This is a genomic window from Pediococcus damnosus, assembly GCF_001611155.1.
Taxonomy (GTDB): Bacteria; Bacillota; Bacilli; order Lactobacillales; family Lactobacillaceae; genus Pediococcus; species Pediococcus damnosus.
Genome location: NZ_CP012294.1, coordinates 450,844 through 467,526, shown reverse-complemented (window position 1 = coordinate 467,526; position 16,683 = coordinate 450,844). Strand labels below are relative to the sequence as shown.

The following is a 16,683-nucleotide window of genomic DNA, read 5'->3' as shown; positions in this document are numbered from 1 at the left end:
ACGAGATTTCAAATTCGGTTATCCCAGTAGCTTTAGCGGCCACGACAGTCGTATGCAGTCATTTTTACTTTTGTAAATAATTGTCGTATATTGAAGAAAAAGGGGAAATTTATATGTCAATGATCGAATTTCACGATGTTGAAAAGTATTATGGAAAATTTCATGCACTATACAATGTTAATCTGACAATCGAAGCTGGAGAAACCGTTGTTTTAATTGGTCCATCTGGTTCTGGTAAAAGTACTCTTATTCGGACAGTAAATGGATTAGAGCGAATCAACAAAGGGCAACTGATTGTTGATGGATTCGATTTGGCTGATAAGAAAACGGACATGAATAAAATCCGTAAAAATGTTGGGATGGTGTTCCAGCATTTTAATTTATATCAAAATAAAACAGTTTTAGAAAATATTATGTTAGCTCCTCGGATTGTTTTAAAACGGGATGAGGATAAAAATAAGAAATTGGCAATGCAACTTTTGGACAAAGTTGGGTTAGCTGACAAGGCAGAAAGTTATCCCGCTCAACTTTCCGGTGGCCAGGCTCAACGAATCGCCATTGCCCGTAGTTTAGCAATGGAACCTAAGTGTATTTTATTTGATGAACCAACAAGTGCACTTGATCCGGAAATGATTGATGATGTTTTGAACGTTATGAAAGATATTGCTCGAGATTCCAGCATGACTATGTTGGTAGTTACTCATGAAATGGGCTTCGCACGTGAAGTGGGTGATCGGGTTGTTTTCATGGCTGATGGACATATCTTGGAAGATGATACAAAAGAAAAATTCTTTGACGGGCAGCCTTCAAATGAGCGGGCACGCCAATTTCTTAGCAAAATTATTAAGCACTAAAGGGGGATCCGCATGAAAAAAATAATTCGATATTTAGGATTGCTGACCTCATTATGTGCACTGGTCATGATCCTCAGTAGTTGTGGCTCAAAGGCGGCAACGTCAAATGAAAGTGTTTTAAAAACTGCAGAAAGCAATAACACAATTGTTTGGGGTGTAAAGGCTGACACCAAGTTATTTGGTTTGATGGACGTTAAGGATTCAAAAATTAAAGGCTTTGATGTCGATATGGCTAGAGCAATTACCAAACAAATGTTGGGCCCAAGCGGAAAAGCTAGTTTTATTCAAGTTTCTAGTCAAACTCGAATTCCGTTGTTAAAAAATGGCAATATTGATGCCATTATTGCGACAATGACGATTACTCCGGCACGTGAAAAAGCGGTTGATTTTTCCGATCATTATTTCAATGCCGGCCAATCATTAATGGTCAAAAAGGGTAGTCCAATCAAAAATGTTAAAGATTTAGACAAAAAAGGGACCCAGGTTTTAGCCGTTACAGGTGCTAACTCGGTTGCAAATTTCCAAAAAGTCGCCCCCAAGGCTAAAGTCTTGGAATTACAGGACTATGCACAAGCTCTCCAGGCTTTGAAGTCTGGACAAGGTGAGGCACTTACAACTGATAACGGGATCCTTTTAGGAATGGCTGCTCAAAATCCAGGCTACCAAGTTGTGGGTGGTACTTTCACTAAAGAACCCTATGGAATTGCCGTTAATAAAGGACAAAAGCCCTTTGTAAATAAAATTAATCAAGCTCTCCAACAGTTACGAGAAAATGGTGAGTATGATCGGATTGTTAAAAAGTGGTTCGGTAACATTGCTGGATTTAACTATAAGGAGGCAGAGAAATGATTAGTATTGTCGCGAATCATTGGCAAGACCTCCTTTATGGTCTAGGTCAAACGTTGTTATGTAGTATTTTGGCATTGTTCTTCAGCCTGATTATTGGTTCACTTTTTGCCATTTTTGAAGTGGTTCCTAACAAATTTCTTAGAATTATTGCGCGAGTTTATATTGAAATTTTCCGAAATATTCCTTTGCTAGTAATTACCATGTTCTTTTATGTTGTCGTACCAATGTTCTTTGTGAAGGTAAATGGATTTACTGCCGGAACAATTGGTCTGACAATCTATACGTCGGCGTTTATCGCAGAAACAGTTCGTTCTGGAATTCAGTCAGTGGATCCTGGGCAAATGGAAGGGGCTCGGGCAAACGGGATGACATTTTCACAAGCAATGCGCTATGTTGTCTTGCCACAAGCCTTTAAGATTGTGATTCCACCTCTAGGTAATCAATTTATTAACTTAGTAAAAAATTCCTCTGTATTGGCCTTCGTGGCAGGATTTGATTTGATGTATCAAGGAAACACAATTGCTTCAACGACTTTTGATACCCTGAATTCTTATTTTGTAGTTGGAATTTTATATTTGGTAATTACAATGCCATTAAGTTATTATATGCGATATCTTGAAAAACGATTAGACTAGGAGGTGAAGAAAATTGCAAAACTTTATTAATGCTTATTCTTGGGTAAATATTCATTATCTGCTTGAAGGATTATGGATTACGCTGGAAGTTTCAGCAGTTTCAATTGTGTTCAGTTATATTCTAGGCGCCATTTTAGGTTTGATCCGCTATATTAATGTAAAATATTTATCGGCGATTGTCGGATTTGTAATTGATTTAATTCGTAATTTACCATTGTTGTTAATTATTTTCTTCACTTACTTTGGTCTTCCTAATATTGGAATTCGTTTGAATCCAATCTGGTCTTCAATTTTGGCGATGACGATTTTTGAATCGGCCATGTTGGCAGAAATAATCCGTAGTGGAATTGGCGCGGTTGATCCTGGCCAAATGGAAGGGGCTCGTGCCAATGGCCTTACTTATTGGCAAGCAATGTGGCATATCGTGTTACCACAAGCACAAAAAAAGATGATTCCAACCATTGTGAGTCAATTCATTTCACTGATTAAGGATACGTCTTTGGCCACAATTATTGTGTTACCAGACTTAATGTATCATGCTCAAATTATTTACGGCCAAAACAGTAATTATATTTTACCGATGTTTGTGGCTTTAGCCGTTATGTATTTTGTAGTATGTTATATGCTTTCAATTTTGTCGCATTATTTGGAAAAACGATTGGCTTAAAAATAAAAAATAATAGATTATGATAAAAAGATTTGTAATGTGAATACATTATGAATCTTTTTTTATTTTTCAAAAAATTAGTCTTTGCGCGAATGGACACGGTTTCTAGGCAGCTTTTATTGCCTTACTAACATAAAAAAAGGTTGCATTTTAATGAGCTAAGATTATACTATTATTAAATCTTAATTTTCTTAATCGTTTTTTAATAAAACGTCGGAACAAAGGAGTTATTCAATATGGGAGAAGAACTTTTAACGATTAATCATCTGCACACCGCTTTTAAGCGCGGAACAGAATATTTTGACGCGGTGGATGATGTTTCATTAAAAATACATAAAGATGAGATTCTGGCAATTGTCGGTGAATCTGGTTGTGGGAAAACAACATTAGCGAAAAGCATTATTGGGTTACACGATTTAAAGCGGACTAAAATAACCGGAAACATTAAATTCCAAGATCAAGAGTTAGTTGGTGCATCACCAGAAAAATTTGATCAGTTACGTGGGAGTGACATGGGAATGATTTTCCAAGATCCATTAGCGGCCTTAAACCCATTGATGAGGGTTGAAGATCAAGTTCGTGAGGTTTTGGATTATCACACAGATTATTCTGCTACCAAGAAACATAAAATAGTATTGAAATTATTAGATCAAGTCGGATTGGAAAATCCAGAACGGGTCGCACGTCAATTTCCACATGAATTATCTGGTGGGATGCGGCAACGGATTATTATTGCCATCGCCATCGCTTGTAAGCCTGAACTTATTATTGCAGATGAACCCACAACCGCCTTGGATGTAACAATTCAGGCTCAAATCTTGGATTTATTGCGTAGCATTCAAGCTCAAAATCATGCCGGAATCATTTTAATTACGCATGACCTTGGAGTAGTTGCTGACACAGCAGATGAAGTGGTTGTGATGTACGCAGGGCAAGTTGTTGAACGCGGCACTGTTTTTCAAATTTTTAATCATCCGCTACATCCGTATACACGTTCATTATTAAAATCGATTCCGCAAGCAGAACACGAGGGTGATCGACTTTACGCAATTGAGGGAGCTGTTCCTTCTCTAGCAAAAATGCCCCATGATGGCTGTCGATTTGCACCAAGAATTCCATGGATTCCTGAGAGTGCCCATGAAAAAACACCAACTATGCATGAACCTGAAGAAGGCCACTATGTTTTATGTACCTGTTATCAGACGTTTAAATTTGAAAACGGGGAGGCCGTGTAAATGAGTTTAGTTGAAATTAAGGATTTACAGGTTCATTACCCAATTCGTTCGGGCTTCTTTAACCGAATTCATGATTATGTGTATGCCGTGGATGGCGTGAGTTTTGAAATTGAACCGGGTCAAACATACGGACTGATCGGAGAAACAGGTTCTGGGAAAACAACGATTGGGCGTTCAATAATCGGACTGGAAAAAATTACATCCGGAAAAATCTTATTTGATGGGCATGACGTTTCTACAAAAAAAGAACGAAAGGCCATTGATTATAATCGGGATGTTCAAATGATTTTTCAAGATTCGTTATCAAGTTTGAATCCCAAAAAAAGAATTTACGATATTATTGCCGAACCACTGCGAAATTTTGAAAAGCTTAGTGATACAGAAGAAAAACACCGAGTTCGAGAATTATTAGACACTGTTGGTCTAGGCGAAGATGATTTGTTCAAATATCCCTTTGAATTTTCGGGTGGCCAACGACAACGAATTGGAGTTGCTAGGGCGATTAGTACGAATCCTAAACTGGTGATTGCTGACGAACCAGTTTCGGCTTTGGATCTTTCCGTTCAGGCTCAGGTGCTGAATTACATGCAAGAAATTCAAAGCCAATTCAATATTAGTTATCTTTTTATTTCTCATGATTTGGGCGTTGTTCGCCACATGTGTGACAGCATGGCCATCATGCATCGCGGACGATTTGTTGAATTGGGAACGCGGGACGATATTTATAATCATCCACAACATATCTATACCAAACGACTTTTGGCGGCAATTCCGGATGTGAATGTTGATCAACGAGATGCACAACGTAAGCATCGAAAAGAAGTTGAAAAGATATTTGATACGGAACAAAGCCGTTATTACGATAAAAATGGTCGTGTTTTACCATTACAAAAAGTTTCGGAAACACATTCAGTGGCACTTCCGGAAGATCAAGTGAAGGGGGAGTGAGCTTATGTGGAAAACTATTTTACGTCGGGTGGTTATTATGATTCCGCAAATTATTATTTTAAGTTTGTTGGTATTCATCCTAGCTAAGTTCATGCCAGGTGATCCCTTTACCGGATCAATTACCCCACAGACAGATGCTTCTCAGTTACATGCCCTAAAAGTACAAGCTGGTTTGTATGATCCTTGGTATACACAGTATATTCATTGGGTTGTGAATATGTTCCATGGCAATTTTGGAACAAGCTATCAGTTTAAAGAACCGGTGATGGCAGTTATTGGTGGCCGGGCAATCAACACTTTGTGGCTTTCACTATTCACGGTGATTCTTACTTATCTCATTGCAATTCCTTTAGGATTACTAGCAGGTCGTTACGAGGACACAAATCTTGATCGCGGCATTATGTTTTTTAATTATGTGACGTATGCCATTCCGCTATTTGTTTTCTTGGTTATTGGACTTTGGTTATTTGGTTATGTTTTAGGATGGTTCCCTAGCGGGGGATCAGTTTCTCTCAGTGCAAACGGCTTTTGGGGGAACACTTGGAGTAGGCTTTATCACATGATTCTTCCAGGGGTACTTACAGCACTGCTATCCACAACTAGTACGGTTCAATATCTACGAAGTGAAATTGTGGATCAAAAACATCAAGACATGGTGGCAACTGCTCGAGCAAAGGGAGTACCAGAAAGAAAGGTATTTTCACGACACATCTTGAGAAATTCATTATTGCCAATTGCGGCTTTTATGGGTTATTCAATTACAGGATTATTAGGCGGATCAGTCTTTGTTGAACAGATCTTTACATATCCCGGGATGGGCCAATTATTCCTTAATTCCATTAGTAATCGTGATTTCTCAGTCATTACCGCATTGGTTATGATTTACGGGATTCTAGCATTATTTGGAACTTTATTATCGGATATTATTATGAGCGTTGTTGATCCACGAATTCGGATTAAATAGGAGGGAGTCAGTATGACAAATTCATCAGAAAAAGAGAAAACCGTCAAAACTCCCTCGACTATGAAGGTGATTTGGCAAGAGTTTCGCCATGACCGCGTTGCAATGGCCTCATTAATTTTCACGATCGTGCTGATTTTAGGAATTTTCATCTATGCTGCCAGCCTAAATCTGGAGAAAGTTACGAATGTTAATATCTTTGCCCAGTATGATAAACCTGGTCAGGATGGTTTTATACTTGGTGCAGATGAAGGTGGCCGTGATGGATTCAAGATGCTGGTTATTGGAGCTCGAAATTCAATTACGATTGGTTTTGCAGTTACAATAATTTCTTCAATTTTTGGAATTGTATATGGGATGATTTCAGGATTTTATGGTGGCTGGTTAGATAATGGCATGATGCGGATTTATGATTTCATTAATATTTTACCGGAAATTATGATCATTATTGTGTTGGTTACAATTATTCCTAAATATAATGCTGGAACTTTCATCATTATCATGTCTTGCTTTATGTGGTTAAGTACAGCACGTTTAATTCGGAGTAAAGCCTTATCGGAATCTGAAAAAGATTATGTTGCTGCTTCAAGAACTTCTGGTACCAGTGATTTTATGATTTTGTTTCGAGAGGTTTTACCGAATTTAAGTTCAATTATTATTGTTGATACGACATTAAGTTTCGCAGGTAATATCGGAATTGAAACTGGGTTAAGTTTCTTAGGTTTTGGATTACCTGATAGTACACCAAGTTTAGGAACTTTAATTAGTTACGCACAGGATCCAGATGTCATTGGCAGCAAGGCGTGGGTTTGGTTGCCAGCTGCTATTGTAATTTTAGTTTTGACATTGAGTATTAGTTATGTTGGGCAAGCATTAAGACGTGCCGGTGATGCACAACAACGTCGAGGCTAAGCATTGTAACATGTGAGAGAAGGGATGCCACATTAAAATAAAGTTCGAAGGTATGTGATGATGTAAAATTTTAAAAAATGAAAGTACATAAAGGGGAGATTTTTATGAGTAAATCAAAATGGACAATTGGAATCGTGTCAGTTTTGGCAGTTATGACATTAGCCGGTTGCGGAAACAGTAAATCGGCTTCTACTAAGACAACTAAACCAACATTGCCTACTTCTTACAGCTCCAAAAAAAAGGCCATCAGCGGAGGTACACTAAAAGTTGCAGAAGTTAATTCATCTGCCTTTAAGGGGATTTGGGACGATGCGTTGACAAGCAATGCTGAAGATACAGATGTAATGCAGTTTGGAAATGAAGCATTGTTTAAATATGATAAAAATTTTAAATATATTAAAGGTGGAGCGGCAGATTTAAGTTTAAACCAAAAAGCAAAAACTGCGACGATCAAAATTAATCCTAAGGTTAAATGGTCAGATGGTAAGTCATTAGTAGCTCAAGATGTGGCCTATGCGTACAAAGTGCTTGCTAATAAGGCAACGCAATCTGAATATTACACTGGCAGTATTCAAAATATTGTTGGAATCCAGGCCTATCATAGTGGGAAAGCAAAGGATATATCTGGGGTTCAAATTAAAAACAAGCATACTGTTGTCATTCATTTTAAGCAAATGAAGCCTGGGATGAAAACTAGTGGAAATGGATATATTTGGGAAAATGCTGAACCATATCACTACATTAAAAATATTTCCTTTAGTAAATTAGCTAGTTCACCCCAAGTACGTAAACATCCGTTATTCTATGGACCATATAAGATGTCCAAAGTTGTTTCAGGAGAGTCAGTTGAATTTACTCGAAACAAATACTATTACGGTGGAACTCCTAAACTTAAAAAAATTACTGTTCAGGTTGTTTCAGCAGATTCTATTGCTGCAGCTATAAAGGCACACAAGTATGACCTTGCAATTGGTGGTGTACCGAGTTCTCAGTATAAAAAAATCAAACAGGTTTCTGGTTATACTATGACTGGTAAAAATGCTTTAGCCTATGACTATCTTGGCTTCAATTTAGGAAAGTATGATGCTAAGACCGGAAAAAACGTCATGAATAAGAATTCTAAAATGGCAAATCCTAGTTTACGTAAGGCGATTGCTTATGCTATGAATATTGATGCAGTTGAAAAGAAGTTTAACAATGGTTTAGGTTCACGTTTGACAACTTTAATTCCACCTGTATTTTCTCAATATCATGACAAATCTGCTAAGGGATTCCCACTAAATCTCAAAAAAGCTAATGCACTTTTAAACAAGGCAGGTTATAAAAAAGGAAAAGATGGTTATCGTACAGATCCTAAAGGAAAAAAGTTAACCATTCATCTTGCTGAGATGGAAGGTAATGCCAATACTCAAGCTATTGTTCAAAATTATATTCAACAATGGAAGAAAATTGGATTACGTGTAAAATTAACAAATGGTCGTTTATTGGATATGAATAATTTCTATGAAAAAGTTCAAGCAAACTCAAGTGACATTGATATGTTTGAAGCTGCATGGTCACTTTCAAGTGAGCCATCTCCAGCTGATTTATTTAATGAAAATGCGCCATATAATATGGGTCGGTTTGTCACGAAAGAAAATACTAAACTTTTGAATAATATCGATTCTCAAAAGGCGTTTAATACTAATTATCGTGTAAAAGCCTTTAAAAAATGGCAGGAATATATGAACAAGGAAGCAGCATATGTTCCAGAAAACACTGTTTTAAATTGGTATCCTGTTAATAATCGAGTAAAGAATTTCTATCTTACAGGAAATTCAACTGTTGCAAACGGTTTGCAAACAAACTGGTCTAAAGTTCAAGTCACATCTAACAGCTTGTCGAAATAATTAGCCAACCCCTAAATGAAGGCTGTTAGATGAGTATCAAAATAATCCACCAGAAATTAACTTGATTTCTGGTGGATTTTTTTTGCGCAGATTTTTGTAACAAAAAACACTTTAACCAGTAAAGTGTTTAGAATTGTGCCGATTAAACTGAATGGTGGTTATGTAAATAGATAAGCAAAGCCAACATCAAAATGCCAGTAAGCACTAAGGAGGCTACCCATGACAGTGATCCGGTTACCAATGGCAGATGCATATTCATGCCATAAAAGCCACTAACAATTGGTGGTACAGCTAACAAGAGAGACCAGATTGTGAGAAAACGCATAATATCGTTTAAATTATTATTGATTAAACGATCATAGGTACTGCTTAATTGGTCGACACTTTCTGAAATTAAACCGATCATCCGACTAGCTTGGTTAGTTTCCAATTGAATATTGTGAAGCTTACGATTACAAGTTTTGTCAAAAGATACGTTTGTGTCTTTTGAAATAGATTTAATGTCAGAAAAGCAGTCTGAGTTTTCTTGAATTGCCGAACGTAAGTAAATAGCGTCTTGGTTAATCAATGTAAGTTCGTTCAAATGTTTCATACGACTTTTAGCAGTTAGATTACTTTGAATTTGGTCAGCCCGATATTCCAGTTTAGTGACGCGGCCAATATATTTACGGATGATTGGCAGAAGCAAATCTAAAACAAAAGCCATTCGTTTATCAAAGCTTTTGGTACGTAGATCAGCAATGGTGTCATTGACGAAACGCATTTCAGTACTCGAAAAAATGAATAGTTTTTTGTTGAAGAAAATAACAGATATTGGTTCAGAATGTGCACTGCCCTTTAAAGGAGCCCAGAAAACCAGGAGTGCATACTGATTGTCATCATCAATTTCGATTCGGGCAGGTTCGTCTTTGTCATCCACGTACTCCAAAATTAGTGAAGGCAAATTAAAGTCTTCAACTAGTTGCTTTTTATCGTCGTCACTGCAATCTTGAATAAGCGTTAAATCAAATTTATGTTGCTGATCAGTTGCATAGGTTTTAATCAAAGCTAAATCTCCCCATCCTAATTTTCGTTTTTGTAATGATGTCTACAATAATAGTACACTGGAAAGCCAAGCAAAACAAAAATAAAGGAAAAAGCAACGCCAACCAAATCAGATTGGATTTCGCTCACAATGACGAAAAGGGATCCCAAAATGGCAATGATTGGGGTGATTGGAAATAATGGGGTACTAAACGGCCGTTTCAAGTGCGGTTCTCGTTTACGTAGGATAAATGCACCAACGAAGGTCATTACGTAGAAACAATAGACAGTGAAAATACATAGCTCTGAAAGCCGATCGGCATTAAAAAACAGAATCATAATTGCTGAGATTGTAACGGTTGTGATGACAGAAACAACAGGAGTTTGCGTTTTACGATTTAAATAAGAAAGCTGTTTGGCAAACGGGAGCTCGTGATCACGTGCCATGGCATACATGATTCGTGGGAACGTCATGATTTTACCATTCATGCAGCCAACAATTGAAATGATAATGCCAATACTTAGAATTTTACCGCCGATGGTCCCGAAATCTTTATCAGCCATATAAGGGATGGCACCGATGCCAAGTTTATGAATTAATTCAGCAGGCATACTCCGGAAAACACCAAAAGTGACTAACATATAAATTACCAGCACTAAGGAGATTCCGAACGTAATTGCTTGTGGAAGCCGTTTTTCAGGATTTTTAATTTCATCACCAAGATTGGCTACTAAAATCCAACCATCAAAGGCAAATAGGGTGGCTAGGATTGCTACTCCAAAGTTACCAGCAGATTGATGGACAGTGGTAAAGCTTTGCGAAAAGGCATTTTCTTTACCAAAGAAGAGGCCAAATCCGATTAAAGCAATGACCGGAACCAGTTTACAGATGGTTGTTATGATGGCAAAACTTGCGCCATACCGGTTAGATAATAAGTTTAAACAAGCAACGAGGACAACGGTAATAAGGGCAATCGGAACGGTCCACGAATGCGGCATATTGAAAAAATCAACCAATAAAATTCCGAGGTAGGCAGCAAGAGAAGCAATCATTGCGGGACCGTAGATGATGATTTGCATCCAACCGGCTAAAAATCCCCAAACTTTGCCGTAGATTTTTTCCATATAGTAGTAAAGACCGCCAGTTTTTGGCATTTGGGAGGCAATTTCAGCAATGGTGAGACCAGCGGTTAAGGTAATGATGCCACCTGCAAGCCAGGCTAACATGGCATTAGTGGTGGAACCAGCGTCATCCAAAACGGCTGCTTGGCGGACAAAGATTCCAGAGCCAATAATGGTCCCAATGACGAGTGCCAGTGCGGACCAGAGTCCCAGTGAGCGATTCAGTGTAACCTCGTCTTTTTCATTATTCATTAAGAATACCTCCCCAAAATTAATTTATGTAATATTGTAACGTAAATATATGATAGGAACAACTAGTAAACGCTTTCGACAGTTAGCATTTAACACAGTTAAGCGAGTAATTTTAAATTCAAACAAAGATTATGTTGAATACTCCCCAGTATCAAACTGATTAATTTATTTGGCGGAATCATTTGGAAAATAAACGACTAAGTGAAATCTAAAATGAATATAATAACGTAAAACTTGGCAATTATGAATAAACATTCAAATATATGTTGATATATTCAATAAAGATGTATATAATAACTCTTGTTAAGAATAACAAGGGAGAAAAGCCATGAAAAATCATAAAAATTTAAAAATTTCAGTAATTGGAGCATTAATTGCCGTAACGTTAGCAGGATGTGGCAATAAAAAGGAAAGTCAAAAAGAAATTGTGAATATGTCCACAGGAACTGAAATCACGAGTCTGGATTCATCCACAGCAATTGATGATACGAGTTTAACGCAGATATCGAATTCTAATGAAGGATTATATCGAATCGGTAACAACAGTAAAATTTTACCTGGTATTGCAACTCATTCAACGGAGTCAAAAGATGGTAAGAAGTATGTATTTACGCTGAGAAAAAATGCCAAGTGGAGTAACGGAGACAAAGTGACTGCTCAAGATTTTGTGTATGCTTGGCAACGAACGGTCAATCCTAAAACAGCCTCTGAGTTTGCGTACTTGTACTCGGGGATTCATAATGCTGATAAAATTTCATCTGGGAAAGCACCGGTAAAAACTCTGGGGATTAAGGCGAACGGTAAATACAAACTAACTGTGACTTTAGATACGCCAATCCCTTATTTTAAATTATTGATGGGTTTTCCTAGTTTCTTCCCACAAAATCAAAAGGTGGTTGAAAAATACGGTAGTAAGTACGGATCAACTTCAAAAGATATGGTTTATAACGGACCGTTTGTGCAAAAGGGATGGACAGGAAGCAATCTGAGTTGGAAGATGGTTAAAAATCCTAATTATTGGGATAAAAGTCATGTGAAACTTAGTCAAATGAATTTTCAGACCATTAAGGATTCAACAACCGGATTGAATTTATATAATAGTAAAAAACTGGATGAAACAACCCTAACTGGAAGTCAGGTAGCGCAATATAAGACAAACAAGAACTTTGTGAGTCGAAAACTTGCCCAGACATCTTACGTAGAATTCAATCAAACTAAGAACTCGAGTTTAAAAAATAAAAAAATTCGTCAAGCACTTTCATTATCAATAAATCGAGATCAATTAACAGGAAAGGTCCTTGCAGACGGATCTGAATCTGCAAAAGGCTTCGTTTCAAGCGGTTTAATGAAAAATCCTAAAACTGGTCAAGATTTCTCGGCACAGGCAGAGGTACCTTCAGCTGTTTCTTATAATTTGCCAAAAGCTAAAAAATTAATGGCGGAAGGTTTAAAAGAAGAGGGTAAAAAGACCCTAACCTTAAATTTATTAAATAACGATAGTGATGTGGGTAAAAAAGCCTCAGAGTTTCTTCAATCGGATTGGGAAAAGTTACCAGGGGTAAAGATTACATTAACAAATATTCCTTACAAGTCATTTTTAACTGATGAGAAAAATAAAAAATTTGATGTGGCTTTATCTGGATGGGCAGCCGATTTTTCTGATCCAATCTCGTTTCTTCAAATTTTAACTTCTGGAAATGCCCAGAATAATGGCGGTTGGAAGAATGCTGATTATGATAAGGCAATTAACAAAGCCGATACGACTGATGCAACTAATCCTGAAAAACGGTTTGCAGATATGGTGCAGGCCGAAAAGATTTTAATGCAGGATCAGGGGGTAGCCCCAATTTATCAAAGTACCCAGGCCCAACTTTGGAATCAAAATGTCAAAGGTTTGGTGCATAATTCGGCAGGAATCTATTACGATTACAAGAACTTAACTGTTAAAAAGTAATCTGTTGGCAAAATAAAAATCGTTATCTTCCTATAAAGGCAGGTAACGATTTTTTTGTGAGTCTGTAATTATGAAAATTTATTTTTAATCTTCAACTGGTTCTACAAGATATTTATGGAAACGTTGATAATCATCACTACTTAGCTCGGTTACAATTTCTGTACCGGTTTCTTTGTAGTCGGTTTTTAATACATTGGTATGTTGATTAAGATAGTCGACAATTTGTCCCTGATCAAACGGGATCAGGAAGGTGGCTTCTCGATAGCCTGTAAAGACTTTTTGCTTAATCATATTGGTTAAGAGGATGAGTGACTTTTTGTCTTTAGCAGAATAAGTGATTTCTTCATTGCCCTCAAGAGTTGGAAATTCGACATCAGCCACGTCAGCTTTGTTGAAAGCCACGATCATTGGGGCCTTAGTAACACCGACTTCTTGTAAGGTTTCGTTGGTTGTTTGAATCATTTCGCGAAAGTGAGGATCAGAAACATCCACTACTTGAACTAAAAGATCAGCCTGGGCCGCTTCTGCCAAAGTGGAACGGAAGGCCTTAATAAGTTGATGAGGCAAGTTACTGACAAAACCAACCGTATCGCTTAGCAAGAGCTGTTTTTGATCAGGAAAAGTTAGTTTTCGAACACTTGTATCTAATGTAGCAAACAACATGTTTTTTTCGAATACTTGTTTTTCGTCACTTTCACCATACAACCGAACAAGACCGTTCATCGTTGTTGATTTACCAGCATTTGTATAACCTACTAGAGCGACACTAGGAAGACCTGTCTGGTCACGTTTTTGTCTTTGAACGGCACTAGAGGTGGTCATTTTCTTTTAACTCATGATTCAAATTATTAATTCTTTGTTGAATTGTGCGCCGATTCATTTCCAGCTTGGTTTCACCAGCACCACGGTTGGTATACCCACCACCTGCGTCACCCGCTGACTGTTGATCAAGGCGTTGTGAAGAACTGGTTCGTAATCTAGGCATTTGATAATTTAACTTGGCAATTTCAACTTGGAGCTTTGCTTCTCTGGATTTAGCGCGATTAGCAAAGATTTCTAGAATTAAACCAGTTCGGTCAATCACATCCAGTTTTGATTCTTTTTCTAAGTTTCTAATTTGGCTTGGTGAAAGTTCAGCATTTACAACAAGGGTGTGAACATTGATGCTTTCGCCGAGTTCATGAAGCTCAACCACCTTACCACTACCAAAGTAAGTAGCGGCGTTGGGACGGTCTAATTTTTGAATAACAGTTTCGGCTGCTTCCATATTATTTGCTTCAACTAAGGCTGCTAACTCTTGCATGGCATAATCCATGTCTTGGTTAGGCAACTCTAAACCTGCAATAATGACTTTTTCTGTCATAAGGACACCTCGAATTCTTTAATGCCTTCAGTATAGCATAGCGACGCGGTGTGCTTAAGCAATAGCAACCTTGATAATCAAAACTAAGTCAGCAGAGAAAGAAATTACTTATTAAATGATTAATGAGAGCCACATTAAATGTAATCTTTGTAACATTAATAATGATATGTCTTTATTTCAGGTGATGGAAAGGCTTTAATAAGAAACACATAAGTAATGGTTAAAATTAAATTAGTAAATTCTGTTGTATTTAATATTCGTTTAACCTATAATAAAGTCGCTTTTGAAAAACGGTAGTAAAAAAGCAAAAAAATGCTAGAAAGAAAGTCGAATTGGATGAAAGCAAAATCAGTAATTAAGTTAGGTGCGGTTGCTTTAGCTTCCACATTTGTATTGGCCGCATGTGGGTCAAAGAGTAGTAGTTCGTCAAGTGACAAATCAGTAAACTTTATGGAGTCTTCCGAGATTCCAACGATGGATACATCAAAAGTAACTGATGTTGTTGGCATGACTCAGTTGTCAAACTCTGAAGAAGGTATTTATCGGTTAGGCAAAAATAGTTCTGTACATAATGCCTTGGCAACCAAAACAAAAGAATCTAAAGATGGTAAGACATGGACTTTCACACTTCGTAAGAACGCAAAATGGAGTAATGGGGATCCGGTTACTGCCCAAGATTTCGTTTATTCTTGGCAACGCACAGTAAATCCCAAGACGGCTTCTGAATATGCTTATCTATTTTCTGGAATTAAGAATGCTGATAAAATTGCAGCTAACAAGGTTAATTACAAACAGTTAGGAATTAAAGCTGATGGCAAATATAAGCTTACTGTTACGTTGGATCGACCAATTCCATACTTTAAGTTATTAATGGGATTCTGTATCTTCTTCCCACAAGACCAAAAAGTTGTTGAAAAATACGGATCTAAATACGGAACAGCTTCTAATAAATTAGTTTACGATGGTCCTTACAAACAGGTTGGCTGGACTGGTACGAACTTGAAATGGAAACTTGTTAAAAACCCAGAGTACTGGAACAAAAAGAACGTGAAGATGGACACCCTCAACTATCAAGTTGTTAAGGATACATCAACGGCTTTGAACCTATATAATAGTAAGAAGTTGGATGTCACAACAATTACTGGAGATCAAGTTGCACAATACAAGAACAACAAGAATTACGTTTTGCGTAAGGAAGCTTCGACCTTCTATCTTCAATTGAACGAAAAGAAGGATAAGTACTTCAAGAACAAGAAGATCCGTCAAGCGATCTCAATGGCCATTGATCGTAAACAGTTAACTGGAAAAGTTCTTGCTGATGGTTCACAGAATCCTTTAGGCTATGTTTCAACAGGATTAGCTAAGAATCCTAAGACTGGTCAAGACTTTGCTAAAGAAGCCGAAGTCAAACCAGCTGTTACTCAAAACCTTACTCAAGCTAAGAAATTATTGAAGGAAGGCTTGAAAGAAGAAGGCATGTCCAATCTGAAGTTTACTTTAATGGCTGATGATACGGATGCTGGTAAATCTACTAACGAATTCTTACAATCACAAATCGAAAAATTAGGTAGCAATGTTAAAGTCACTGTTCAAAACATTCCATTTAAGACTCGTTTAAGTGATTCTAGTGATGGTAAATTTGATGCCGTTGTTACTGGATGGGGCGCTGATTTTTCTGATCCAATTTCATTCTTGCAGTTGTTTGTAACTGGCAACGCACAGAATAATGGTGACTGGAGTAATAAACAATACGATAAGTTGATCAAAGCTTCGAATACGACTGATGCCACAAATCCTGACAAGCGTTGGAGTGATTTGGTTCAGGCTGAAAAAGTCTTGATGAATGATCAAGCGATCGTACCGCTTTATCAACAGGCTAATTCACAATTGTGGAGCAGCAAAGTCAAAGGTGTTATCTATAACACTGCTGGCAACAACTTTGATTACTCAAAACTTTATATTAAAAAGTAGTCAAAATCGACAATCTTTAAAAACGTTGAAAGTTTAATACTTTCAACG

The 16,683-nt window shown here is 37.3% G+C and carries 13 protein-coding genes and 1 pseudogene; 11 read left to right on the top strand and 3 right to left on the bottom strand.

Annotated elements, in window-relative coordinates:
- Positions 1–113 precede the first annotated feature (113 nt).
- The 9 genes from ADU73_RS02290 (at position 114) to ADU73_RS02250 (ending at position 8,950) form a co-directional block, all read left to right on the top strand.
- Positions 114–854, top strand: a complete 741-nt coding sequence (locus ADU73_RS02290; RefSeq protein WP_046871441.1) for an amino acid ABC transporter ATP-binding protein — start codon at positions 114–116, stop codon at positions 852–854.
- A 12-nt stretch (positions 855–866) separates the two neighbouring features.
- The gene (locus ADU73_RS02285; protein WP_046871442.1) at positions 867–1,703 is read left to right on the top strand and encodes a transporter substrate-binding domain-containing protein; all 837 of its coding nucleotides are present in this window, start codon (positions 867–869) and stop codon (positions 1,701–1,703) included.
- Positions 1,700–2,338, top strand: coding sequence for an amino acid ABC transporter permease (locus ADU73_RS02280; RefSeq protein ID WP_046871443.1), 639 nt, complete (start codon positions 1,700–1,702; stop codon positions 2,336–2,338). Before ADU73_RS02285 ends, ADU73_RS02280 begins: the two co-directional genes overlap by 4 nt.
- A gap of 13 nt (positions 2,339–2,351) precedes the next feature.
- Positions 2,352–3,005 carry an amino acid ABC transporter permease gene (locus ADU73_RS02275; RefSeq protein ID WP_046871444.1) on the top strand — a complete coding sequence of 218 codons (654 nt, stop codon included), beginning with the start codon at positions 2,352–2,354 and terminating at the stop codon, positions 3,003–3,005.
- Positions 3,006–3,241: 236 nt separating this feature from the next.
- Entirely contained in the window at positions 3,242–4,240 is a 999-nt protein-coding gene (locus ADU73_RS02270; protein ID WP_046871445.1) for an ABC transporter ATP-binding protein, read from the top strand.
- The gene (locus tag ADU73_RS02265) at positions 4,241–5,188 is read left to right on the top strand and encodes an ATP-binding cassette domain-containing protein (RefSeq protein ID WP_046871446.1); all 948 of its coding nucleotides are present in this window, start codon (positions 4,241–4,243) and stop codon (positions 5,186–5,188) included. It begins immediately after the preceding gene.
- A 4-nt stretch (positions 5,189–5,192) separates the two neighbouring features.
- Positions 5,193–6,152: an oligopeptide ABC transporter permease gene (gene opp4B / locus ADU73_RS02260; RefSeq protein ID WP_046871447.1), complete on the top strand. Its 960-nt coding sequence runs from the start codon at positions 5,193–5,195 to the stop codon at positions 6,150–6,152.
- 12 nt (positions 6,153–6,164) lie between these two features.
- Positions 6,165–7,061 (top strand): ABC transporter permease, encoded by an 897-nt coding sequence (locus ADU73_RS02255; RefSeq protein WP_046871448.1) that lies wholly within the window; start codon positions 6,165–6,167, stop codon positions 7,059–7,061.
- Between the two features lie 104 nt (positions 7,062–7,165).
- A complete protein-coding gene (locus ADU73_RS02250) occupies positions 7,166–8,950 on the top strand; it encodes an oligopeptide ABC transporter substrate-binding protein (protein ID WP_062913136.1) in 1,785 nt (594 codons plus the stop codon).
- A gap of 142 nt (positions 8,951–9,092) precedes the next feature.
- Here ADU73_RS02250 and ADU73_RS02245 read toward each other — a convergent pair whose 3' ends face one another.
- Both ADU73_RS02245 and ADU73_RS02240 read right to left on the bottom strand, forming a co-directional pair.
- Positions 9,093–9,995 carry a magnesium transporter CorA family protein gene (locus tag ADU73_RS02245; RefSeq protein WP_046871450.1) on the bottom strand — a complete coding sequence of 301 codons (903 nt, stop codon included), beginning with the start codon at positions 9,993–9,995 and terminating at the stop codon, positions 9,093–9,095.
- A 17-nt stretch (positions 9,996–10,012) separates the two neighbouring features.
- On the bottom strand, positions 10,013–11,347 hold the full coding sequence (locus ADU73_RS02240) for an APC family permease (RefSeq protein WP_046871451.1): 1,335 nt from the start codon (positions 11,345–11,347) through the stop codon (positions 10,013–10,015).
- 328 nt (positions 11,348–11,675) lie between these two features.
- Here ADU73_RS02240 and ADU73_RS02235 point away from each other — a divergent pair, with 328 nt between their 5' ends.
- On the top strand, positions 11,676–13,301 hold the full coding sequence (locus ADU73_RS02235) for a peptide ABC transporter substrate-binding protein (protein WP_046871452.1): 1,626 nt from the start codon (positions 11,676–11,678) through the stop codon (positions 13,299–13,301).
- An 84-nt stretch (positions 13,302–13,385) separates the two neighbouring features.
- On the opposite strand, the pseudogene hflX reads toward ADU73_RS02235, so the two are convergent.
- Positions 13,386–14,664: pseudogene (gene hflX / locus ADU73_RS02230) on the bottom strand (GTPase HflX).
- 336 nt (positions 14,665–15,000) lie between these two features.
- Here hflX and ADU73_RS02225 point away from each other — a divergent pair.
- Entirely contained in the window at positions 15,001–16,635 is a 1,635-nt protein-coding gene (locus ADU73_RS02225) for a peptide ABC transporter substrate-binding protein (protein WP_046870865.1), read from the top strand.
- The last annotated feature ends 48 nt before the right edge of the window (positions 16,636–16,683 follow it).

Excerpts from the sequence above, each read along its gene's own strand:
- ADU73_RS02280 (WP_046871443.1), top strand. The coding sequence starts at position 1,700 with ATGATTAGTATTGTCGCGAATCATTGGCAAGACCTCCTTTATGGTCTA.
- ADU73_RS02265 (WP_046871446.1), top strand. The coding sequence starts at position 4,241 with ATGAGTTTAGTTGAAATTAAGGATTTACAGGTTCATTACCCAATTCGT.
- ADU73_RS02235 (WP_046871452.1), top strand. The coding sequence starts at position 11,676 with ATGAAAAATCATAAAAATTTAAAAATTTCAGTAATTGGAGCATTAATT.
- ADU73_RS02250 (WP_062913136.1), top strand. The coding sequence starts at position 7,166 with ATGAGTAAATCAAAATGGACAATTGGAATCGTGTCAGTTTTGGCAGTT.
- ADU73_RS02225 (WP_046870865.1), top strand. The coding sequence starts at position 15,001 with ATGAAAGCAAAATCAGTAATTAAGTTAGGTGCGGTTGCTTTAGCTTCC.
- ADU73_RS02255 (WP_046871448.1), top strand. The coding sequence starts at position 6,165 with ATGACAAATTCATCAGAAAAAGAGAAAACCGTCAAAACTCCCTCGACT.
- ADU73_RS02290 (WP_046871441.1), top strand. The coding sequence starts at position 114 with ATGTCAATGATCGAATTTCACGATGTTGAAAAGTATTATGGAAAATTT.
- ADU73_RS02240 (WP_046871451.1), bottom strand. The coding sequence starts at position 11,347 with ATGAATAATGAAAAAGACGAGGTTACACTGAATCGCTCACTGGGACTC.
- ADU73_RS02285 (WP_046871442.1), top strand. The coding sequence starts at position 867 with ATGAAAAAAATAATTCGATATTTAGGATTGCTGACCTCATTATGTGCA.
- opp4B (WP_046871447.1), top strand. The coding sequence starts at position 5,193 with ATGTGGAAAACTATTTTACGTCGGGTGGTTATTATGATTCCGCAAATT.
- ADU73_RS02270 (WP_046871445.1), top strand. The coding sequence starts at position 3,242 with ATGGGAGAAGAACTTTTAACGATTAATCATCTGCACACCGCTTTTAAG.